Raw genomic sequence first — 21,871 nt, 5'->3', positions numbered from 1 at the left:
TCACAGAACCTACTTCTTCTTGCCCTGGTTCTTGACCGCCTCGATCGCCGCTGCCGCTGCCTCCGGGTCGAGGTACGTGCCGCCCGGGGTGAGGGGCCTGAAGTCGGCGTCCAGGTCGTAGTACAGGGGGATGCCCGTCGGGATGTTCAGGGCCGCGATGTCCGCGTCCGAGATGCCGTCCAGGTGCTTGACCAGGCCGCGGAGGCTGTTGCCGTGGGCCGCGACCAGGACCGTGCGGCCCGTCAGGAGGTCGGGGACGATGCCGTCGTACCAGTACGGGAGCATGCGCTGGACGACGTCCTTCAGGCACTCCGTCCTCGGGCGCAGCTCCGGCGGGATGGAGGCGTAGCGCGGGTCGTTCGCCTGGGAGAACTCGGAGTCGTCGGCCAGCGGCGGGGGCGGGGTGTCGTACGAGCGGCGCCAGAGCATGAACTGCTCCTCGCCGAACTCGGCCAGCGTCGCCGCCTTGTCCTTGCCCTGGAGGGCGCCGTAGTGCCGCTCGTTCAGGCGCCACGAGCGGTGGACCGGGATCCAGTGGCGGTCGGCGGACTCCAGCGCGAGCTGCGCGGTGCGGATCGCGCGCTTCTGGAGGGACGTGTGGACCACGTCGGGCAGCAGGCCGGCGTCCTTGAGCAGCTCACCGCCGCGGACCGCCTCCTTCTCGCCCTTCTCGTTGAGGTTGACGTCCACCCAGCCGGTGAACAGGTTCTTCGCGTTCCACTCGCTCTCGCCATGGCGGAGGAGGATCAGCTTGTACGGTGCGTCGGCCATGCCCAGAGCGTAATCCACGCTTTCGGACGCCCGCTCGAGCGCCCGCGAGCCAGACACCCCGGCGCCCACCAGCGGTCGGTCCTCGCCGTGCCTCACCCGTCGGTTGACGGCTTCTGTTAATTGAGTGGCCCCCTCCGACCCCCTCGCCGTAAGTTGCGGATGCCGCTTGAGCCGCTTACACGCCAGCATTCCGACCGTGGGGGACCCATGCCGACCGCCGCCCTGAGACGCGCCGTACGGGAATCCGTCTCCGGACTGCCCCGCGAGTTCTGGTGGCTGTGGACCAGCACCCTCGTCAACCGGCTCGGCGCGTTCGTCGCGACCTACATGGCGCTCTATCTGACCCTCGACCGCGGCTACAGCGCCTCCTACGCCGGTCTGGTCGCCTCGCTGCACGGGCTGGGCGGGGTCGTGTCCTCCCTGGGCGGCGGGGTCATGGCCGACCGGCTCGGGCGGCGGCCGACCCTGCTCATCGCCCAGTCCTCCACCGCCGCCGCCGTCGCGCTGCTCGGCTTCATGCGCGACCCCGTCGCCATCGCCGCCGTCGCCTTCCTCGTCGGCATGGCCTCCAACGCCTCGCGGCCCGCCGTGCAGGCGATGATGGCCGACATCGTGCGGCCCGAGGACCGGGTGCGGGCCTTCTCGCTGAACTACTGGGCCATCAACCTCGGCTTCGCGGTCTCCTCCATGGGCGCCGGGTTCATCGCCGAGGTCAGCTATCTCGCCGGGTTCCTCATCGAGGCCGGGATGACGGCCGTCTGCGCCGTCGTCGTCTTCCTCAAGCTGCCCGAGTCGCGGCCCGTGCGGGACACCAGGGGCAAGGCGGGGACGAGCGACGAGGTGAGTCTCGGGACCGTGCTGCGCGACGGGCGGTACATGGCCGTCGTCGGGCTGTCGTTCCTCGTCGCCGTCATCTTCCAGCAGGGCTTGGTCGGGCTCCCGGTCGCCATGGGCTCCGCCGGGTTCTCGCCCGGCGACTACGGCATGGCGATCGCCGTCAACGGCGTCCTGATCGTCGTCCTGCAGATCCCGGTCACCCGTTTCATCGAGCACCGGGACCCGCGCCGGCTCCTCGTCGTGTCGTCGCTTCTCGCCGGGTACGGCTTCGGGCTCACCGCGTTCGCCGGGTCGGTCGGGGTGTTCGCGCTGACCGTGTGCGTGTGGACGCTCGCCGAGATCGTCAACGCGCCCACGCAGACCGGGCTGGTCGTGCGGCTCTCGCCGGTCCACGGGCGCGGGCGCTACCAGGGCATGTACACCTTGTCCTGGTCCGTCGCCGCCCTGATCGCCCCGCTGATGTCCGGCCTGGTCATCGACCGGTACGGCGCGGAGTGGCTGTGGGGGATGTGCGCGGTCGTCGGTACGGCGGCGGCTGTCGGGTACGGCGTACTCATGCGGCGGCTTCCGACGGAGCGGACGGCTCCGGCCGACGTCCCGGTGGACGCCGAGCCCGAGGTCCGTACGGCCTGACAGCGCCCGCCCGTCTCACGGATGCATCCGCGCACCCTTCAGCACCTTGTCCACCGCGTTGCGCGGGCCGTACACCGCCAGCCCCACGAGGTCCAGTTCCGCCGTCGGTACGGCCTTCACCGCCGCGCGGTTGTCGCGGTCGTGGCCGGTGGCGAAGAGGTCGGAGGTGAAGAGGGCCCGGGGCAGCGCGCGGGACAGCGTCCGTGAGTGGGCCGCCGTCAGCGTCTCCTTCGTGCCCTCGAAGATCAGGACCGGCTGGCGGAACATCGGCAGGTAGGACACGCCGTCGGCGTCCTCGTACGGCTCCCCGATGACCTCGGGCAGCTGTGTGCCCAGGCCGCTGACCAGGAACGCGGTGACGTTGAGGCGCTGCCAGGGCTCCAGGTCCTCGCGCAGCAGGACGGCGATCTTCGTGTCGAAACGGACGGGTTCTGGGCTTTGCGTGCTCATGCCTCGAGACTGCCGGGCGGCCGGGGGCCCGGTCTTGTACGTTTTTTGCATGGCCGAAGAGCGCAAGCCGGACCGGCGCACGGCCGAGCGGCCGGAGATCTCCGCCTGGCGCCCGCGCGTCCCGGGTGTCGTGGAGGTCTTCCACGCGCACTTCACGGAGTACGCCTATCCGATGCACGTCCACGAGGCCTGGACGCTGCTGATCGTGGACGACGGGGCCGTACGGTACGACCTGGACCGGCACGAGCACGGCACCCCGCTCGACACGGTCTCCCTGCTGCCGCCGCACGTGCCGCACAACGGCTCCCCTGCCACGCCGCACGGCTTCCGCAAGCGGGTGCTCTACCTCGACGCGACCCACCTCGGCGAGGACCTCATCGGCCCGGCGGTCGACGGACCCGACCTTCGCGACCCGCTGCTGCGGCTGCGCGTCGGCCAGTTGCACGGCGCGCTCGCGCACCCCGGGGACGAGTTGGAGGCCGAGAGCCGGCTGATGTTCGTCGGGGAGCGGCTGCGCCGGCAACTGCGGCACCGCGGCACGACCGTGGAGCCGCGCAGCGACCCCGGCCTCGCCCGTTCCCTGCGCGAACTCCTCGACGCGCACGTCACGGACGGCCTGCGGCTCGACGACGCCGCCCGGCTGCTGCACGCCCATCCCGCCCATCTGGTACGGGCGTTCAGCACCGCCTACGGCATCGCCCCGCACCAGTACCTGATGTCCCGCCGCGTCGAACGCGCCCGCCGGCTGCTGCTGGCGGGGCGGGCACCGGGTGAGGTGGCACCGGCGACGGGCTTCTTCGACCAGGCCCATCTCACCCGGCACTTCAAGAAACTGGTGGGCGTGACCCCGGGGCGCTACCGGGTCAGCGCCCGGTCATAGCTACTTGACGTCGACGTAGTCGCCCGCGGCGGACGCTCCGCCCGTCGTGGACGTCTCGCTGAACGTCCAGCGCCAGTAGCCGTCCGCGGCCGCGGTGACCGTCGTCTTCAGATACCCCGCGGAGTCCGCCGACACGATCTTCACGGTCGAGTAGCTGCTCGTGCCCGCCTTGCGGAACTGCAGCTTGGCCGCCTTGCCGCCGAAGCCGGTGTAAGTGTGCTTCACCCAGTCCGCGCGGGTGATCCGGCCGGTCACGGTGATCTTCTTGCCCTTGGCGACGGGCTCGGGCGCGGCGTTGACGGCGACCTGCGCCCTGCGCTTGACCTGCACGGAGCCGAAACCGGTCAGGTACTCCTGGCTCTTGGGCTGCCCGTTGGAGCCCCAGATGCGCGCGGTGACGGCGATCTTCCAGGTGGTGGCGTCGTTGTTCGAGTCCAGCCGCCAGCGCGGATCGATGTACAGCTCACCGTCGCAGTCGGCGGCGTGCGTGCCGTCCTCGACGCAGTTGGTGTAATTCATGTAGATGCCGCCGGAGTCGGCGCCCTTGGCGGCCGTGGTGTCGTGATACAGGAACGGGAAGGCGTCCACGTCCGGCAGCTTGGGGCCGGACGGCCAGGACATGTGGTAGGTGAATCCGGGCGTCACTTCGGCGTCGGTGCCCACGATGACGGGCTTGCCCTTGTTGACGACCAGCTTCGACACCGTGATGCCGGTGTCCGCCGCCTCCGCGGACGGCGCGGTGAACGCCCCCAGGGCGAGCGCTCCCGCGAGCACGGCCGCGGAGCCGGATCTGCCTGCGCGCATGCACAACCTCTTGCTGTGAGAGACCGGTGAGGGGCCCGGTAAGGATCCGGGTCGCCGCAGGCTAACAGCACGTCCGCGAACGCCGGTTCGGACCCCTGCCGTTCCTCACAGCCCCCCGCTGCGCCTCGTACAGGTTGCGGGGTCGAACGGCGTCCGTCGTGCCGTACAGCTCCAGACGGGAGTGCAGGTCTCCCGTGAAGTCGGGGACGTCGATCTGGTCGAACTCGGTGACCGTGTTGATGCCGACCGTCGCGGAGTACGGTGCCAGGCCGTCGATTCTCGTCAGGCCCGCGCGGCCGTTGGTGACCCGGATGTTCCAGTGGGTGAACCTGGCGCCGAACAGCGGTCCGGCGCTCGCGTCGCCTCATCATGGAGGTGAACGACGTTCAGAACTGCGTTGGCGGTGAGCATGCCATCAGCACCCGCGCACAGGGAAGGGGGGCGGACGGTCAGTACGGTCTGTCAGTCCGATGCAGCGTCGACCGGACGCTGGGTCAGATGCGTGAACGCGTCCAGGTTCCGCGTGGACTCGCCCCGGGACACCCGCCAGGCGTACTCCTTGCGGATCGCGGAGGCGAAACCCAGCTCCAGGAGGGTGTTGAAGCTGCCGTCTGCAGCCTCCAGGACCTGGCCGAGCAGCCGGTCGGTCTCCTCGACGGTGACCGAGGCCAGCGGAAGGCGGGCGGTGACATAGACGTCGCCGAGCGGGTCGACGGCGTAACTCACGCCGTACAGCTTGAGGTTGCGCTCCAGGAGCCAGCGGTGGACGGCCGCCTCGTTCTCGTCGGGGTGCCGGATGACGAAGGCGTTGAGGGAGAGGGAGTGGCGGCCGACGATGAGCGAGACCGTCGTCGACAGCTTGCGGGTGCCGGGGAGCTTCACGACGAAGGTGCCGGGCGCGGGGCTCTCCCACTCGAGCTCGGCGTCCTTCAGGACACCCTCGATGACCTGTGCCGCCTGCCGTTCCTCAGCCATGGTGGGAGCGTACGCGACGCCGGTGGGCGTGGGCCGCGGCGGTGTACACGTCGGCGGTGGCGGCGGCCGCGATGTCCCAGCCGAAGGACTGGGCGTGCCGGCCGGCGGCCTCGCCCATCCGGGTGCACAGGGAGGGCTCGTCGGCGAACCGGCGCAGCACGCGCGCGTACGCAGCCGGATCGTGCCCCCGCACCAGGAACCCGGTCTCCCCCTCCCGCACGGCCACCGGGAGCCCGCCGACCGAGGCCGCGAGCACCGGCGTACCGGACGCCTGCGCCTCTATGGCGACCAGCCCGAAGGACTCGCTGTAGGACGGCATGACCAGCACGGACGCGGCACGGAACCAGTCCGCGAGCCGCTCCTGCCCGACAGGCGGGCAAAACCGTACGACGTCCGCGATGCCGAGGCGCGCGGCGAGCTTCTGCAGCCCCTCCGGTCTGGCGAGACCACTGCCGCTGGGGCCGCCGACCACCGGGACGAGGATCCGGGAGCGCAGCTCGGGGCGCTCGTCGAGGAGCACGGCAACGGCGCGCAGCAGCACGTCCGGCGCCTTGAGGGGCTGGATACGGCCCGCGAAGAGCGGGATCAGGGCGTCCTGCGGGAGGCCGAGGCGCGCGCGGGCGGCGGCGCGGCCGTCGGCGGCGCAGAAGCGGTCGAGGTTCACGCCCGGGTGGACGACGGCGACCTTGGCCGGGTCTGCGGCGTAGTGCCGTACCAGCTCGTCGGCCTCCCCGGCCGTGTTGGCGATCAGACGGTCGGCGGCGGCGACGATCTGGGTCTCGCCGATGACGCGGGCGGCGGGCTCGGGGGCGTCGCCGTCGGCGAGGTTGGCGTTCTTAACCTTGGCCATGGTGTGCATGGCGTGCACCAGGGGGACGCCCCAGCGCTGGGCGGCGAGCCAGCCGACGTGGCCCGAGAGCCAGTAGTGCGAGTGGACGAGGTCGTAGTGGCCGGGGCGGTGGCCGGCCCAGGCCTGCATCACGCCGTGCGTGAAGGCGCACAGCTGAGCCGGGAGGTCCTCCTTGGCGAGACCCTCGTAGGGGCCGGCGTCGACGTGCCGGACGAGGACGCCGGGGGCCAGCAGGACCGTCGGCGGGAGGCCGCCCGCGGTGGCCCGGGTGAAGATCTCGACCTCGATGTTGATGGCGGCGAGGCGCTGCGCCAGCTCCACGATGTAGACGTTCATGCCGCCGGCGTCGCCGGTGCCGGGCTGGTGGAGCGGTGAGGTGTGCACGGAGAGCATGGCGACGCGGCGGGGCCTGCGGTGCAGTCGCAGCCGCGCAGGCGTGGCCGGAGAGCGACGCCCGAGCCTGCTGACGTACTGGCTCACGTGGCGTTCCTCCTCGCTGCGGGCATGCCTGTCGGAGGACGTGCGGGGCCCTCCAAGGTGGTGCAACAGCGGAGGATGCGGCTCCATTTCCCGATCACGGCGCTTTGCCCAATCGTTACTCAAGGTCGCTCAACCGTTCGATACCGAAATGCGTCCGGTCGGGAGAGGCGCGGCCCCGCTTACCCTCGTAGACATGACAGCCCGCGCAGCCGCCCTCCCCCACTCTCGGCTTCGCTCGAGCGGGGGCACCCCCATCGTGGGAACGGTGACGCGCGGGACGACCAACCCCAACCGCCTGCGCCGTATGGACCGCTGGATCGCGGCCACGCACGGCGCCGAACTGCGGCGCGCCGCCGACCCCGTGGCGATCGACCTCGGTTACGGCGCCGCGCCCTGGACGGCCGTCGAACTCCTCGGCCGGCTGCGGACGGTCGCCCCACGCGCGCGCGTGGTCGGCGTCGAGATCGAACCGGCCCGGGTCGCGGCGGCCAGGCCGTACGAGCGCGACGGGCTGGTCTTCCGGCACGGCGGCTTCGAGATCCCCGTGCCCCGGCGCCCGCACCTCGTGCGGGCCGCCAACGTCCTGCGCCAGTACGACGAGAGCGAGGTCGCCGCCGTCTGGGAGCGGCTGTGCGCGCGGCTCGCGCCGGCCGGACCGGGCTCCCGCGGAGGGCTGCTGGTCGAAGGCACCTGCGACGAGATCGGGCGGCGGCACGTGTGGGTGGCGCTCGGCCCGGAGGGCCCGCGGACGGTCACCTTCGCGACCCGCCTGGGCTCGCTCCAGCGCCCGTCCGACCTGGCCGAACGCCTGCCGAAGGCGCTCATCCACCGCAATGTGCCGGGCGAGCCGGTGCACGCCTTCCTGCGCGACTTCGACCGCGCCTGGGCCGCCGCCGCGCCGTACGCCTCCTACGGCGCCCGCCAGCGCTGGATCCACGCGGTGCGGGACCTGACGGCCGACTGGCCGGTGACGGACTCGCCGGCGCGCTGGCGGCAGGGGGAAGTGACGGTGGCGTGGGGGGCGTTGGCGCCCCGGACCGGCTGACACGCCGTCGCCGGCCTGCGGGGAACGATCTCTCCGGGTCGTTCGTCACAAAGGCGGGGAGAGCGCCCTCTGTAGTTTTCTGCGCCCACATGGCACGATCCCTCCGGCACCGTAAGTTACTGACGGTCAATCAGTTGGGGATTTCGTATGGGTACGGGCAAGCGGGGCCTGATCACGACAGCCGTGACCGTCGTCTGTGCGGTCACCGTTCTGGCGGCGCCCGGCACGGCGTTCGCGAGCCCGGCGCCGACACCGACCGTGTCGCCCGCGGCCACCCCGACTCCCCCGCCGGACAAGGACCTCGAGGCCGTCCGGGCGAAGCTCGACAGGCTCTACCACGACGCGGCGGTCGCGACGGACACCTACAACGCGGCCGAGGAGAGCGCCCGCAAGCAGTCCGCCGAGATCGTCGAGCTGGCCAGCCAGATCGTCAAGGGCCAGAAGAAGCTGGACGACCTGAAGGACCGCGCGGGCGCCGCGGCCCGCCAGCAGTACCGCACCGGCGGGCTGCCGCCCGAGGCCCGGTTCCTGCTGAGCGACGACCCGCAGCACTTCCTGGACGGGGCCGGACGGGTGCTCCAGGGCCAGCGGGCGACCAAGGGGCTGATCGGTGAACTGACCCGCACCCAGCAGGACTTGGAGCAGTACACCGCCGACGCCTCCGCCCAGTGGCGCAAGCTGGAGGCGGGCCGCAAGGCCAAGTCCGCCGCCAAGAAGAAGATCAAGCGTCAGATCGCCGCCGCCGAAAAGCTGGAGTCCCGGCTGGCGAAGCGGCAGAAGGAGCGCCTCGCCGAGCTGGAGCGGGAGGCCGCCTACCAGGCCCAGACCGCCTGGCTCGACACGGGAATCCTCAAGGACATCAAGGGCAAGGCGACGGGACCCGGCAGGAAGGCCGTCGCGTATGCCACGGCCCAGTTGGGCAAACCGTACGAATGGGGCGCCGAAGGCCCGAAGACGTACGACTGCTCGGGCCTCACGTCCCAGGCCTGGGCGAACGCCGGCCGGCCCATCCCGCGCACGTCGCAGGAGCAGTGGAAGCAGCTGAAGCACGTCGACATCAAGAACATGCGCCCCGGCGACCTCATCATCTACTTCCACGACGCCAGCCACGTCGCGATGTACGTGGGCAAGGGCGCGATCGTCCACGCCCCGCGGCCGGGCAGGACGGTGACGGTGGCGGGCGCGGGCTCGATGCCGATCCTCGGGGTGGTACGGCCGGACGCCGCCCCAGCGGGCCCGTGACATGCGCCACGTGACACAGTGCACGCCCAACCGCTCTCCAAACCCCGGCGGGACGTGACGTTCGTCATCCCCTCCCGACCTCCGGCTCGTCCAACTGCGGTACGGAAAGCGGCATATGACAGTGGCCTGAGACGGAGCGACGCGGCTCACACCATTCCGTTGCGGTGGCCAGTACCGCTATCGTCCCCGTCGGGTGGGTCGAGATCCCTCGCCCCGCCATGCCCTCGGGGGGAGGGAAGGAACCCAACACGATGCCCGTACCCGTACCGCGGCAGAGAGCGATCCCGGCCGTGGAGAGTGGTCAGGCGCAGGCCGCGCAGAAGGTCGGCGGCCCCCTCAAGGAAGAGGCCCACCACAAGGAAGCCGCCGCCCACCACACCCACAGCGCGGCCGGCACCACTCTCACCCTGCTGCTGATCGAGGACGATCCGGCCGGTTCGCCGATCGTGCCCGAGATGCTGGACTCGTCCGGCAAGCCGATCCGCGTGCGCACCGCCCGCAACCTCACCGAGGCCGAGCGGCTGCTGACCGACGACGTCCACTGCATCCTGCTCGACCTCGCGCTCCCGGCCCCCGGCCGGGCCGGTGCCGCCGGTGACGACGAGCTGGCCGTGCTCAAGCACGTGCTGGAGCTCGCGCCCCGGCACGCCGTCCTCGCGCTGACCGCCTCCTGTGACGCCGAGCGCGGCGCCGAGGCCGTGCGCGTGGGCGCCCAGGACTACCTTTTCCGGGACGAACTGGATGGCCGCCTGCTGAGCCGCGCCATTCGGTACGCCGTCGAGCGGAAACGTTCCGACACGGCCGAGCGGCGGCTCGCCGAGGGCCGCGTCCGCGCGCAGGAGAACCGCCGTCTGGAGCGCGGCCTGCTGCCGACGCCGCTGCTGGAGGGCTCGTCGCTGCGGTTCGCCGCGCGCTACCGCCCCGGCCGCTCGCGCGCGCTGCTGGGCGGCGACTTCTACGACACCGTGCGCACGCCCGACGGCACCGTGCACGCCATGATCGGCGACGTCTGCGGCCACGGGCCCGACGAGGCCGCGCTCGGCGTGGAGCTGCGCATCGCGTGGCGCGCGCTGATCCTCGCGGGGCTGTGCGGCGACGAGCTGCTCGGCACGCTGCAGCAGGTCCTCGAGCACGAGCGCTCGGACGAGGAGATCTTCGCGACCCTCTGCACCGTCGACATCTCCCCCGACGGCCGCCGCGCGGGCCTGTGCCTGGCCGGTCACCCGTCCCCGCTGATCGCCCGCCCCGGGCGGCCCGCGGAACTGCTGCCGCAGGACAACAACGGCCCGGCCCTAGGCCTGCTCCATGGCGCGCGCTGGCCGCGCAGGCAGGTGGAGCTGGGCGCCGAGTGGAGCCTGATGCTCTACACCGACGGCCTGATCGAGGGCCGCGTCGGCACGCGTGGGGAGCGCCTGGGCCAGGACGGGATGGTCGAGATGGTCCGCCGCCAGCTCGCGGAGGGCCTGCGGGGCGAGAACCTGCTGCGGGCGGCCGTGCACGAGGTGCGCGAGCTCAACGGCGGGGAGCTGACGGACGACGTGGCAGTGGTCCTGCTGGACCGGGTGCCGTAGACGCCATACGTCGTGCTGGTGCTACGGCGTACCGGCGAGCGGCCGGGGCTCAGCGGCCGCCGCGCCGTACGGCCCGTGTCGGTGTTCAGCGGCCGCCGTTGTACGGCCCGTACGGCCCGTCGCTGCTGCTGCCGCCGCGGCGGCGCCCCCAGCCGCTGCCGCGGCCCGAGGCCTGCTTGACCGCGGGCCGCACGTCCACGATGTAGACGATGCTCGCGATCAGGCCGACGATCGGCAGGATCGACAGGAACGAGAACAGGTAGCTCACCACGAGCGCGATGGCCAAGACGATCAGCCAGAACACCTTGTTCTGCTTGTCGGCCGCACGGAACGCGTCCTCGCGCCGGAACGCCGCGTCGAACAGCCCGAACGCGGCGAGGGCCATCAGGACGATCTTCAGCAGTCCCAGGAACCCCGCGAAGCCCAACATCAGCATGCTGTCCACCGCCCGTAATCTCCGACTCCTACGCCGCCACCGTACCCATAGAACGGGCCGGACACCCCAAGGGTGCCCGGCCCGTGCGCGTTCTGCCCCTTATTTGGCGGGCGGAGTCGTCTTCTTGACGGCGGTCTTACGGGCCGGGGCCTTCTTCGCGGCGGGCTTCCTGGCCGGGGCGGGGACGGCCTTGGCCTCGACAGGCTTCGGCTCCTCCTTGACCTCGACCGGCTCGGCCTTGGGCTCGACCACGACGGCCAGCTCCTCGATCTCCTCCGCGGCCTCGCCGCGCCAGGTCTTGACGGCCTGCTCGCCGTGCTCGGCGACCTTCTCGTAGGTCTCGCGGGCCTTGACCGCGTACTCGGCGGCGACGCCGACACCGCGCAGGGCGAGGTCCTGGGCCTGCTCGCCGAGCTTCTTCAGGTCGGCGTCGATCGTGCTGCCGAGCTTCTTCAGGTCGCCGTCGATGGTGCCGAAGAACTCGTTGACCCTGGCCTGGATGGCCTCCTGGGTCTCCTTGGCCTTGGCGGACGCCTCCTTGGCGCGCGCGGCGGCCCTCTCCTGCACGGCCTTCGGGTCGGTGTTGCGCACGGCCTCGATGCGGGCCGGGGCCTCGACGCGCAGCTGCTCGACCAGGCCGGGGACCTTCTTGGCCTGCTGAAGGGCCAGGTCGGCGGTGCCGGCGGCGAAGTAGAGCGGAGTCGGGTCGCTGAAGGTCTTGCGCAGGTCGTCGGTGATGGCCATGGTGATGGTCCTCCCGGATTCACGTTCGGCTGAGGGTTTGGTGGTCCGCAGTGGCCCGGCCGGAGCCCTGGTCCGGCTCATCCGGCCGACCGCTGCGGATCGGTGTCGTCGGCGTCGTTGCCGCCGTCGTCCGTGCGGGTGCCGCGCACGGCGCCGCTGTCGTCGTCGGCGCTATGGCTGTCACCAGCACCGTCACCGCCGAATCCGTTCTCCTTGCGGAAGGACTCGTAGATCTGCAGCAGCACCTGCTTCTGCCGCTCGTTGAGCGTGGGGTCGGCGAGTATGACGGCGCGCGTCTCGACCTCGTCCAGCTCCCGCTCGGCGTCGAGGATGCCGGCCCGCACGTAGAGCGTCTCCGCGGAGATGCGGAGCGCCTTGGCGACCTGCTGCAACACCTCGGCGCTGGGCTTGCGCAGCCCGCGCTCGATCTGGCTCAGGTACGGATTCGACACCCCGGCGGCATCGGCGAGCTGCCGGAGCGACAGCTGCGCGTTGCGCCGCTGCTCACGCAGATACTCACCGAGATTGCCGACGTTGAGCGATGCCATGCCTCCACCCTGCCCCAGCCCCGCTAACAATTGCAAGCACCCCGCTTGCAATAGTGCGCCATGCCACGCGAACGGCGCACAGTGAAGTGATCGAGTCCCGGTCGACCCAGGCGGCGAGGACCCTCGCAGGCCGCCCTACGGACGTCGCGCGACGAAGACGAACTCCTTGCCCGGCCGGTCAGGAGCCTCGCGCACGTCCTCCACCGCATACCCCTGGGCGGCCAGCTCCGTCTCGACCTCCTGCCGCTCGCGGAAACGCAACGTGGAATCCGACGTCAGTACCTGCCCGTCCGCGGCGAACACGTACGTCGAGCGGAACGTCACCAGCGGCTCACTCACCTCGATCAGCTCGACCCAGCTCTCGACCGCGCCGACGCCTGGGATCTCCGTCACGCCGTACGAATCCTCACGGTTCCACTCCTCCCAGGCGCGCTCGGCCGGATCCCGGGTCTCGAACACCAGATGCCCACCGGGTCGCAGTGCCTCGTAGACGCCTCGCAGGGTCTTCCGCCACGTCCGCGGGTCGGCGATGGCCTGGGCGACATTCGCCGTCATGGTCGCCAGGTCGACCCGCAGCGGCGGGAGTGCCGTCGCATCGCCGCAGATCCAGCGCACTCGCCCGCTGCCCGGCTTTCCCCGGGCCACGTCGACAGATGCCTGGGCGGGATCGACACCGACGACCTCGATCCCACGGTCGGCCAGCAGGAGCGCGAACACACCTGTCCCGCAGCCGATGTCCAGCACCCGGCGCGCCCCGAACTCTTCCGCCATCCGGATGTACCCGTCGAGATCGCCGCGGTCGGGGTCGAGCGGGTCATAGATCGCGGCGAGGCGTGGATGCTTGAAGCACTCGTCAGTCATGCGGCCGAACGTAGGAGGAGGCGAGTCCGGACGCCTACTCGTTTTCGGGGCACGGCCAGGGTGTTCACCCGTCCGCCGTTCGGCCGTGCGTCCGCAGCCACTCCGCCACACTCTCGAAGTCCGCGTCCGTGAGGCCGTACTGGTGCTCCACACGGTGGAGGAGGGCGTCGGCCGCGTGATGCGTGGCGACCCACGCGCGGTCGGCCTCGGTGATCTCGTCATCGATCCAGACGAATGGGCTCCCGGCCGCCCAGGCGACCAGGGGCCGGGTCTTCCAGTGCAGCAGGGCGGGCGGCGCCTCCTCGTCCGGCCACTGCACCACCGGCAGCGATGGCAGGCCGAGCCAGGGCGACACGGCCGTGTTCGCGTCGTCCATCCAGGTGGTCGCCCACACCAACTCGCAGCCCAGCGCGGTCAGCCGGGGTCCGAGCGCGGGGTCGATACGGGTCAGCAGCGGATGGTCGGCGGCGCTCTCCGGCGGGCACGAGACGGGCTCGTACTCGGGGTACGGGCCCGCCGACCCGAACGGGAGCAGCGTCCCGTCGATGTCGAGGAAGAGAAGCATCACGACCCAGGATCGGCCATCGACCCCGTTCCCGGCGAACTCGCCGGCGCCGGTCGTCCGGGGGACGGTAACGTCGCCGGCATGACTGCCGGGTCGGCCATGGGCCGTGAGCAAGTTGGGTGCCCGGCCTCCGAGTGAGGTCGCGGCGGGCCAGAAGCCCGCCTTTTCTCTGCGTACTTCGGAATTCGGACTTCGGAATTCCGAGTTCGTACCCGTCCACCCGTCGCAGAGAAAGAAGACGAAACCAGCGTGCCCAACGACTTCAACCAACAGATCATCGCCGAGTTCCGCGCGAACCACGGCCGCGTCGGCGGCCCTTTCGAAGGCGCCCGCCTGCTCCTGCTGACCACCACCGGCGCCCGCACCGGCACCCGCCGCACCACCCCCGTCGGCTACCTCCCCGACGGCGGTGACCGCGTCCTGGTCATCGCCTCGGCGGGCGGCAGCCGCCGCCACCCCGACTGGTACCGCAACCTCCTGGCCAACCCCCACGTGGCCGTCGAGAGCGGCGTGTTCAGCTACGAGGCGCGGGCCGTCGTCCTCGACCGGGAGGAACGGGACCGTGTCTTTGCGCGGGCGGTGGAGGCGGATCCGGGCTGGGCGGCGTACCAGGAGAAGACGGACCGGGTGATTCCCGTCGTCGCGCTGTACGAGATCGCACAGGGCGGTCCGCCGAACATCGAGGCCGCTACGCCGGGCGAGGCGATCAGGGTCGTCCACGACGCGTTCCGCCGCGAACTCGCCCTGATCAGAGAGGAGATGGCGAACGGCGCCGGCACCCTCGGCGCGCAGCTGCGGATGAACTGCCTCACCCTCTGCCAGGGCCTGCACCACCATCACACGGGCGAGGAGACGGCCCTCTTCCCGTTCCTCGCCGACCACCGGCCGGAGTTCTCGCCGGTCCGCGAGCGCCTGCACCGCGAGCACGAGCGCATCGCCGAGCTGGTCGAGCGGCTGCGCGGGGCGGTCTCGGCCGGGGACTCGGCCGACGCACGCGCCGAGGCCGTACGGCTGACTCAGGAGCTGGAGGCCCATCTCGCCTACGAGGAGGAGCAGTTGATGCCGCTGCTCGACGCGCTCTAGAGCACGGCTAGAAGGGCAGCGGACGCCCGTGGATCACGTCCAGCCGTGACACGGCTCGCGTCAGGACGACGTACAGCCGGTGCAGACCGCGCTCCTCCGCCTCCACGACGGCGGCGGGTTCGACGGCGACGACATGGTCGTACTCGAGTCCCTTGACGACGGACGCGGGTACGACCGTCACGCGGGCGCCCAGTTCATCGGGTCCCGCGGCGCCGATCCCGGCCGCGGCCAGCGCCGCGCGCACCCGGTCCGCGTCGGCGTCCGCAGCGACGACCCCGACGGACCCGTCCCGGGCGAGCGCCTCCCGTACGGCGGTCACGGTCGCGGCGAGGACGTCGTCGGCGTGCCGGACGCGCAGCTCGCCGTCGCGCCGCAGCGACCGGGCCGCCGGCACGTCGACGTCCAGCCGGTCCAGCAGCCGGTTGGCGAGTCCGACGACGGCCGCCGGCACCCGGAAGCCCGTCGTCAGCGGCACCACGGCCGCGTCCGGCACGCCCAGGTGCCGTAGCGCCACGTCCCAGCGGCGCGCCGCCCAGGCAGTGGTGCCCTGCGCGAGGTCGCCGAGCACGGTCAGCGAGCCGTAGGAGGCACGGCGCGCGATCGCCCGGCACTCCATCGGCGACAGGTCCTGGGCCTCGTCGACGACGATGTGGCCGTACCCCTCGGGGTGCTCGATCAGCCCGGCGACCTCGTCGAGGAGGACGAGGTCGGCGGCCGACCAGCGCGCGGACCGGTACGAGCGCGGCGGCTTCGCCCAGCGCAGCGTCCGCTGCTCGGCGGGGTCCAGGAGCCCGTCGGCGGCCCGCGCCAACACCTCGGGGTCGCTGAGGAGTTCGGCGACGACCTCCTCCGGCCGGACCTTGGGCCACACGGCGTCGAGGTACGCGCTGAGCGCTCGGCGCCGCTCGATCCCGCGTACCCAGGCGTTCGGGACCGTGCCGGCGCGGCGCTCGGCCCGCGCCCGGATGCCGCGCACGATCCGGGCGCGGACCCGCTCGCGCCCGACGGCGTACGGCGGCTGCTCCGCCCGCACGTCGGCGATGATCCCGGCGAGCTCCGCGGCCGGCACCCGCCAGTGGTACGACCCGTCCGGCACGGCGAGTTCGCCGGCGCCTTCGGTGGCCACGCGCGCGTACAGCGCGCGGCGCAGCACTTCGGCCATCCGGGCGTCGTGTTTGACGGCGGCGGCCGGCCCGCTGTCGGTCCCCGTGACGGGCCCGCGCCCGATCTCCTCCTGAAGGGTGGACTGCCGTACGCCGGTCTCGCCGAGGGAGGGCAGCACCTCGGCGATGTAGGAGAGGAAGGTGCGGTTCGGGCCGAGGATCAGCAGGCCGGAGCGGCGGATGCGCTGCGGGTGGGTGTAGAGCAGATAGGCGGCGCGGTGCAGTCCGACGGCGGTCTTGCCGGTGCCGGGGGCGCCCTGCACACAGACCGACGCGGCGAGGTCGCCGCGAATGAGGTCGTCCTGCTCGGGCTGGATGGTCGCGGCGATGTCGCGCATGGGGCCGACGCGGGGCCGTTCGATCTCGCGGGCGACGATGCCGCCGGCGCCGGACTCGCCGTCGGTGCCGGACTCACCCTCTCCCAGGTGCTCGTCCTCGAGGCCGGTCAGGTCGGCGGAGTCGCCGCGGCTGCCGGGCGCCCAGCCGAAGCGCCGGCGCACCGCGACGCCCTGCGGGTCGTGGGCGCCGGCCTGGTAGAAGGCGCGGGAGACGGGGGCGCGCCAGTCGACGACGAGCGGCGGGGCGACCGGGTCCTCGGTGATCCGCAGCCGCCCGACGTGGTACCGCTGCCCGCCGTGTGCCGGATCGTCGTCCCGGAAGTCCAGCCGCCCGAAGAACAACGGCCCCTCGGGCAACTCGCGCAGCGCCTTCGCCCGGCTGCGCAGCTGGTACCCGAGGACTTCGGCGTCGGCCCCGGATGCGGAGACGTCCTCGCCGGTGACGACGTGCTCGGCGGCACCGTCGACCATGGCGGCGAGGGCGGTGCGGCAGGTGTCGTGGTAGGCGCGCTCGGTGCGGAGATCGTGCTGGAGGTGGGCTTCCTGGAGGCTGGTGGCGGCGGGGTGGGGCGACGTCATGGAGCCGATCGTAACCGAATATCGCAACCGAGTTAAATCTTTTACCGAGTATCAGACGGTGGCGAGGCCGAGGCGGGGGCGGGCGAGGCTGAGGCGGGCGCCAGCAGAGGCACCCCGCCGGCCAGCCACCCGAAGGCCCGCTCGGCGGCGTCAACGGCATCGGCGCGCACGTCCTCGACGCCCTCCCCCGCATCGATCCGCCGCCAGTTCTCAAGGGCGAGGATGCGCTGTACGGCGACGATCTGCCCGGCGGCGAGCCGCGCCTCGAGGCCGCCACCGAGGGCCTCCGCCAGCGCCTCCTCGGTCCGCTCCTGGTACTCGTACAGACGGGCGACGAGGGAGGGGGTGCCGTAGAGCAGGGAGTGGAAGGCGAGCACACCGGGATCGTCATTCAGCCCGGTGACCGGATCGCACCGCTCCAGCCCGTCGAGAAAATGCCGCCGCAGGGCATCGACCGGCGCGCCACCGCTCCCGGCGACCACACGGGCGGCCTCGTCCTGATGGTCGGCGATCTGATGCAGGACGAGATCCTCCTTGGCCGGGAAGTACCGAAAGAGCGTCGGCTTGGAAATCCCGGCAGCGGCGGCGACCTCCGCGACGGACACCGAGTCGAACCCCTTCTCGAGGAAAAGCCGCACGGCAACGCCGGAGACGTCCCTGTACATCCGCTGCTTCTTCATCTCACGCAGCCCGATCTCACCCATGGGGCCGAGCCTACGCACCACCGCGCCGGGCCCGGCTCAGACGGCCGCGCCCTGCCGCCAGCCGGGCCGCTTCGCCAGGGACCAGAGATCGTCGAAGTGCTTGTTCCAGGTGGCGACGGCGGTCTCAGCAGCCGTCCCCGCACGCGACCACACGTTCAGGTCGGTCCGGAAGCCCTTGGGGTCGTAGTACTCGTCGCCGTGGCGCAGCCGCATGCGCGCGGACAGGTCGTACAGGCCGTGCAGGACCACTTCGCGGTTGAAGATGCAGATCTTGTCGCGCGGGATGCCGGGGTAGAGCCGGTATTCGCACTCGACGACGACTCGCCGGCCGGCGCTGATCCGCTCGGCGAGCTCCGAGAGGATGTCGTCGTACTCACGGCAGCGCTGTTCCATGCGCTTACGGAAGTCTTCGTCGTCCACCGGAGCGTCGTCGACGCCGACCTTGGCGGGCACGATCATGGGCTGTCCGAAGTCCGGCACCAGCATGCGAACCGAGACCCGTCGAATCGGCCCGGGGGAGTCGAGCAGGGCCTCCAGCCGATGGAAGAGGGCATGGTGCAAGGTCTCGCCCGTGTAGCCGAGGAAGCTGATCTCCACGGTCCTGGACCGGAACGCCTCACCGACGAAACTGTCCAGCTGGCTCGAGTTCACCAGTGAACGCGTGGGCACTCTGACCGACGAGTTCAGCTCTTTCACCTGGTCGTACAGCACGTATCCGACGAGGCTCAGCAGTGCGCCGCCCAGATACGCCTTGCCTTCCAGGGCATCCCCGACCGGTTTGACGAACTGGGCGGTGAGCCCGACAGCGAAGATCCCCAGCAGGAGCACACGGGTCACCAGTGACTCGAAGCGCTGCTGAAAGCGCCTCAACCGGTGCCCCACTCCGTTCTCGGCCGAGCCGCTTGCCCGATAGGACATTGAGCGCCGTCCTCCCCCGTCCGGGTGCCCGGCAGACCGTCATGGGGTCTTGGGCGAACCAGCATTCGGTGGAGTCATGGTCCCCTTAAGCCAGGGCACGGGCAAGATAGGGATTCGCTGTCGAACGGACGGGCAGGCCCAGCAGACCCGTCGCGACGGCCAGCGTCATCGGGTACGCGTCGACGGCCCGACGAACGTTGGGCGCGTCGAGACTCGCTCCGGTGACGAGGCGGTCCAGGTCCACGTAGGCGGAGCGCACGATCTCGATCAACCGGTACACGCGCCAGTCCCGCCGCCAGCCGACGGTGTACTCCGAGTCCAGCTCCTTCTCCCAGCGGCGGAACATGCGGTCCCGGATCTCCGGCCGGGTCGGTGTGAGGTGCATGTGCCGCACCAGGTCGTAGAGCGGGTCGCCGACCAGTGCCATCTCCCAGTCGATGATGGTCAGTGCCTTGTCGTCCTCACGACGCACGAGGTTCCACGGATTCAGATCGCCGTGCAGCAGTGCGGGCTTACGGTGGCCCACGGTGTGCCGCGACAGGATCTGGCGGAGCCGGGAGGCCTCGGGCAGCCCCAGCATCCGGGCGAGCCGCTGGGACTCCTTGGGCAGGTCCGCGACCAGTTGGACGAGCTGCACACTGAGCGAGTTGTAGAACACCCCTGCTTTGCCGGCCGCCGGGTCCAGTCCCTCGTAGTCCACGCGCGTCAGGGCGTGAAGCTGATCCACCAGCCGGTCCGCTTCGTAGGGCAGCAGACCGTTCACCGGGTGGCAGGGAGGCTGGTGACTGTCGCGCGGCCCCTCATATGTGTGGATCGCGAAGGGCTCCCCCTGGTAGCTGGTACCGAGGGCAAGGAGCTTCGGCGCCGCCACACCGACCCGCGACTTCTCGATCGCCCGCAGGACGGCATGCTCGCTCAGAAAACCTCGTTCGCGCCGGCAGACATTCGCCACCTTGCGGCGAACCACCACAGGGCCACGAAAGTCCGGCACTCGCACGACCGAGTTGAGGTGCCCGGTCCCCTTGAAAACGCGGCTGGCCGGTGCCGCGCCCTCCGCCAAGAGGGCCTGGCGAACGGCGGAACGGGGGAAATCGGGGTGCTCAGACACTCGACCGTCCTGGCGCCAGCCGCCGATCTTGGCGGATAGACCAAGACGACCGTTTCTGGCAGCCCGCCACCTGAACAAGATCCGTTCGATCTCCAACTCGTCCGGCACATTACCGAGCCCCAGCGGCTCGGCCGCCGCCTCCAGGGCGCTGCGCACCGCCGCAGTCGCGACGTCCAGGCTCTTCTGGTCGGGGGAGTCCTGCAGGGAGTTCGCGGCCCGCATCACGTCCGGGTAGACGGACTGCGCTCGCTCGAAGGCGATGTAGTGGCGCAGGTCCGTGGCCAGACCGTTGACGGCCGTGGGACGGATCAACGCCATGGCATCCACCCATGCGCCGATCACCTCATTCCACTGGTACACCGGGTAGCGCATGCGCACAAGGTGCGTGGCGAGGTCGTGCAGGGGGTCCCCGTAGGTCGCCAGTTCCCAGTCGACGCAGATGAGCGGCGGATCCCCGTCGTACGACATGATCAGGTTGTCACGGTGCAGGTCGGCGTGGAGCAAGCTGTACGGACGCCGGGCCATGGCCGGAACCCGGTCGGCCAACCGGATCAGGGCGTCCTCGGGAATACCAAGCGCAGCGAACAGTCCTCCAAAATCACGCCAATTGGGCTGGCGGATCTGGCGGTCCGCCAGGTGCGCGAGTGTCCGCAGAAAGCCCTGACTGTCCTTGTCGTTGCGCGGCCAGGCCGCCGGCAAGGGCGGGAGGGCCTCTCTGCGTACTTGGGTCATCTGGGCGAGCAGACTGGCCAGCGCTTGGATGAGCAGGGTGTCCACGGGCTTGCCGTTCGCGCACACGCTGGAGAGCGGGATGCCTTCGACGTAGCTGTGGATCGCGTAGTCGTCACCCTTGTCGACGCACTCCGGCACGTGCGGCAGGATTCCCCGGATGGCGCCCAGGATCGCTGCCTCGTCCTGCCAGGTCCTGATCACGACGGGCAGCGCGTCGGCGCGCCGGATACGAACGGTCACGGATGTGCCGGCCTCACGGCCCAGCAGACGCGTCACCTCGTCCGTCAGCGGAAACACATAGTTCTGGTTGTGATGGCCGCTGCTCGCCTGTCCCCGCTCCGTGGCGCGCCGCACAAACGCCTTGATGGCGTCGGATCTGAGGCGTTCCCCAAGGTGACGACGGGGAAGAGATGGTGCGCCCACTGGCCGCTCCGTGTGACTGGCGAGAGACGGAAGGTATTCCAAGCATTAATTACAAGTGGTGCAAGGACACGACCGGAGTCAAGCTCAAGTGGGCACAACGGGTGATGTGCCACTCTTATTGGTCAGATCGTTCGAGATTGGCCGGTTCGCCATCCCCGTACCCACGGAACGGAGCGTTCCCTCAGTGGTTCGGGCATGCTAGCGCAACCGACCGGGGGCTCCCTCACCCGGCCCTCGCTCAGTCGGCCAGCCGACTCCAGACCGACTCGAACCACGCCTGCATGCTGCCCACGAACACGGATCCCGGCGAGTTCCAGTCGGTGTTCTTCACATGGTGGGTCAGGGTGGCACCGAGGCCGAGGACGTCAAGAGCGGTAATCACCTCTCCTGTGTCCAGCTCCATCTGACGCTCGACCACCTCGTACATGCCATGGAGCGCTTCATCGCCGTTGAGGAGGTAGAGCTTGAAGGCCGGGACCAGCGGCACATGACGGATCTCCACGTCGACCGACGGCACCAGTTTCTCCGTCAGCAGGTCTTTCAACAGGCTCCGCAACGAGTCCGTATGCCGTCGGCTGATGACCCTCAGACGCTGCGCCGGACGTTCGTCGTCCTCATCGTCCTTCGCCCGCGGATAGGGAAGTGCCAGCAACTCGGAAGGCAGCAGCATGCGCAGGGCGATGCGCTGCGGCTGGATGAACCCCCCGCGAATGCGTTCCACCTGAAGACGGATGTGGGCGTCCAGCGATTCGGACGTCAATGTGTAGACGTCAAGGGTGACTTCAGGCCTTTCGAAGGCCTCGCTGATGAAGGGGCCGAGCGTCGCACCCCGGCTCGACCGCGTGGCCTTCGGCGCCGAGGACTGTATGCGCTGTGTCTTGACGACCCGTGAGCCACTCCCCTGCCGGGATTCGATCCAGCCTTCGTTCGCCAGCTCCCGCAGCACACGTTGGACCGTGTCGCGGGAGACCCCGTACTCCTCGGCGAGATCGCGCTCCGACGGCAGGAAGGACCTCAGCGGATAGGTGCCGTCCGTCATCCGGGCACGCAGGTCGTCGGAGACCCGCTGGAACTTCCTGCCTCCGCCGCCCTCGCCCGCCTGCTGCGCGTCCACGAGTTGACCGTACCGCT

General features: G+C 70.7%; 21 protein-coding genes and 1 pseudogene. 6 read left to right on the top strand and 16 right to left on the bottom strand.

Annotation, left to right across the window (positions count from 1 at the left end; genetic code table 11):
• Positions 1 to 9: 9 nt before the first annotated feature.
• Complete coding sequence (locus IEZ19_RS32520; RefSeq protein WP_189314896.1) at positions 10 to 771, bottom strand: phosphoglyceromutase; 762 nt, start codon at positions 769 to 771, stop codon at positions 10 to 12.
• A 207-nt stretch (positions 772 to 978) separates the two neighbouring features.
• Between IEZ19_RS32520 and IEZ19_RS32515 the strand changes: the two genes are divergently transcribed.
• The gene (locus IEZ19_RS32515; protein ID WP_189314895.1) at positions 979 to 2,241 is read left to right on the top strand and encodes an MDR family MFS transporter; all 1,263 of its coding nucleotides are present in this window, start codon (positions 979 to 981) and stop codon (positions 2,239 to 2,241) included.
• 15 nt (positions 2,242 to 2,256) lie between these two features.
• Here the strand turns inward: IEZ19_RS32515 and IEZ19_RS32510 are convergent, their stop codons facing one another.
• A complete protein-coding gene (locus IEZ19_RS32510; protein ID WP_229841126.1) occupies positions 2,257 to 2,691 on the bottom strand; it encodes a DUF2000 domain-containing protein in 435 nt (144 codons plus the stop codon).
• Positions 2,692 to 2,740: 49 nt separating this feature from the next.
• Between IEZ19_RS32510 and IEZ19_RS32505 the strand changes: the two genes are divergently transcribed.
• Positions 2,741 to 3,571 (top strand): helix-turn-helix transcriptional regulator, encoded by an 831-nt coding sequence (locus IEZ19_RS32505; protein ID WP_189314893.1) that lies wholly within the window; start codon positions 2,741 to 2,743, stop codon positions 3,569 to 3,571.
• Here IEZ19_RS32505 and IEZ19_RS32500 read toward each other — a convergent pair whose 3' ends face one another.
• From IEZ19_RS32500 to mshA, 4 genes and pseudogenes are all read right to left on the bottom strand, one after another.
• Positions 3,572 to 4,375: a hypothetical protein gene (locus IEZ19_RS32500; RefSeq protein WP_189314892.1), complete on the bottom strand. Its 804-nt coding sequence runs from the start codon at positions 4,373 to 4,375 to the stop codon at positions 3,572 to 3,574.
• Between the two features lie 61 nt (positions 4,376 to 4,436).
• Positions 4,437 to 4,739 (bottom strand): annotated as a pseudogene (locus tag IEZ19_RS51300) (hypothetical protein); the annotation flags it as partial.
• A 98-nt stretch (positions 4,740 to 4,837) separates the two neighbouring features.
• On the bottom strand, positions 4,838 to 5,350 hold the full coding sequence (locus IEZ19_RS32495; RefSeq protein WP_189314891.1) for a type III secretion system chaperone family protein: 513 nt from the start codon (positions 5,348 to 5,350) through the stop codon (positions 4,838 to 4,840).
• Positions 5,343 to 6,680 (bottom strand): D-inositol-3-phosphate glycosyltransferase, encoded by a 1,338-nt coding sequence (gene mshA, locus IEZ19_RS32490; protein WP_189314890.1) that lies wholly within the window; start codon positions 6,678 to 6,680, stop codon positions 5,343 to 5,345. Before mshA ends, IEZ19_RS32495 begins: the two co-directional genes overlap by 8 nt.
• Positions 6,681 to 6,936: 256 nt before the next feature.
• On the opposite strand from mshA, the gene IEZ19_RS32485 reads away from it, so the two are divergent.
• The 3 genes from IEZ19_RS32485 to IEZ19_RS32475 all read left to right on the top strand — a co-directional run bounded on the left by IEZ19_RS32485 (position 6,937) and on the right by IEZ19_RS32475 (position 10,538).
• Entirely contained in the window at positions 6,937 to 7,725 is a 789-nt protein-coding gene (locus IEZ19_RS32485; protein ID WP_189314919.1) for a class I SAM-dependent methyltransferase, read from the top strand.
• A gap of 147 nt (positions 7,726 to 7,872) precedes the next feature.
• A complete protein-coding gene (locus tag IEZ19_RS32480; protein ID WP_189314889.1) occupies positions 7,873 to 8,967 on the top strand; it encodes a C40 family peptidase in 1,095 nt (364 codons plus the stop codon).
• Positions 8,968 to 9,218: 251 nt separating this feature from the next.
• Positions 9,219 to 10,538 carry a PP2C family protein-serine/threonine phosphatase gene (locus IEZ19_RS32475; RefSeq protein ID WP_189314888.1) on the top strand — a complete coding sequence of 440 codons (1,320 nt, stop codon included), beginning with the start codon at positions 9,219 to 9,221 and terminating at the stop codon, positions 10,536 to 10,538.
• An 85-nt stretch (positions 10,539 to 10,623) separates the two neighbouring features.
• On the opposite strand, the gene IEZ19_RS32470 is transcribed toward IEZ19_RS32475, so the two are convergent.
• The 5 genes from IEZ19_RS32470 to IEZ19_RS32450 form a co-directional block, all read right to left on the bottom strand.
• Positions 10,624 to 10,974, bottom strand: a complete 351-nt coding sequence (locus IEZ19_RS32470) for a DUF2516 family protein (protein WP_189314918.1) — start codon at positions 10,972 to 10,974, stop codon at positions 10,624 to 10,626.
• A gap of 99 nt (positions 10,975 to 11,073) precedes the next feature.
• Complete coding sequence (locus IEZ19_RS32465; RefSeq protein ID WP_189314887.1) at positions 11,074 to 11,718, bottom strand: hypothetical protein; 645 nt, start codon at positions 11,716 to 11,718, stop codon at positions 11,074 to 11,076.
• 77 nt (positions 11,719 to 11,795) lie between these two features.
• Positions 11,796 to 12,266, bottom strand: a complete 471-nt coding sequence (locus IEZ19_RS32460; protein WP_189314886.1) for a helix-turn-helix domain-containing protein — start codon at positions 12,264 to 12,266, stop codon at positions 11,796 to 11,798.
• A 135-nt stretch (positions 12,267 to 12,401) separates the two neighbouring features.
• The gene (locus IEZ19_RS32455; RefSeq protein ID WP_189314885.1) at positions 12,402 to 13,127 is read right to left on the bottom strand and encodes a class I SAM-dependent methyltransferase; all 726 of its coding nucleotides are present in this window, start codon (positions 13,125 to 13,127) and stop codon (positions 12,402 to 12,404) included.
• Positions 13,128 to 13,191: 64 nt separating this feature from the next.
• The gene (locus tag IEZ19_RS32450) at positions 13,192 to 13,692 is read right to left on the bottom strand and encodes an HAD domain-containing protein (RefSeq protein WP_189314884.1); all 501 of its coding nucleotides are present in this window, start codon (positions 13,690 to 13,692) and stop codon (positions 13,192 to 13,194) included.
• Positions 13,693 to 13,941: 249 nt separating this feature from the next.
• Here IEZ19_RS32450 and IEZ19_RS32445 point away from each other — a divergent pair, with 249 nt between their 5' ends.
• A complete protein-coding gene (locus IEZ19_RS32445; protein ID WP_189314883.1) occupies positions 13,942 to 14,775 on the top strand; it encodes a nitroreductase/quinone reductase family protein in 834 nt (277 codons plus the stop codon).
• Positions 14,776 to 14,782: 7 nt separating this feature from the next.
• Here IEZ19_RS32445 and IEZ19_RS32440 read toward each other — a convergent pair whose 3' ends face one another.
• The 5 genes from IEZ19_RS32440 to IEZ19_RS32420 form a co-directional block, all read right to left on the bottom strand.
• A complete protein-coding gene (locus IEZ19_RS32440; RefSeq protein ID WP_189314882.1) occupies positions 14,783 to 16,855 on the bottom strand; it encodes a HelD family protein in 2,073 nt (690 codons plus the stop codon).
• 41 nt (positions 16,856 to 16,896) lie between these two features.
• Positions 16,897 to 17,559, bottom strand: a complete 663-nt coding sequence (locus IEZ19_RS32435; protein WP_189314881.1) for a TetR/AcrR family transcriptional regulator — start codon at positions 17,557 to 17,559, stop codon at positions 16,897 to 16,899.
• 36 nt (positions 17,560 to 17,595) lie between these two features.
• On the bottom strand, positions 17,596 to 18,477 hold the full coding sequence (locus IEZ19_RS32430) for a hypothetical protein (RefSeq protein WP_189314880.1): 882 nt from the start codon (positions 18,475 to 18,477) through the stop codon (positions 17,596 to 17,598).
• Positions 18,478 to 18,562: 85 nt separating this feature from the next.
• Positions 18,563 to 20,740 carry a phosphotransferase gene (locus IEZ19_RS32425; RefSeq protein ID WP_189314879.1) on the bottom strand — a complete coding sequence of 726 codons (2,178 nt, stop codon included), beginning with the start codon at positions 20,738 to 20,740 and terminating at the stop codon, positions 18,563 to 18,565.
• Between the two features lie 238 nt (positions 20,741 to 20,978).
• Positions 20,979 to 21,854 carry a winged helix-turn-helix domain-containing protein gene (locus tag IEZ19_RS32420; RefSeq protein ID WP_189314878.1) on the bottom strand — a complete coding sequence of 292 codons (876 nt, stop codon included), beginning with the start codon at positions 21,852 to 21,854 and terminating at the stop codon, positions 20,979 to 20,981.
• Between the last annotated feature and the right edge of the window lie 17 nt (positions 21,855 to 21,871).

Source organism: Streptomyces brasiliensis, assembly GCF_014647875.1.
Lineage (GTDB): Bacteria > Actinomycetota > Actinomycetes > Streptomycetales > Streptomycetaceae > Streptomyces > Streptomyces brasiliensis.
This window is presented reverse-complemented; position numbering and strand designations above follow the sequence as displayed.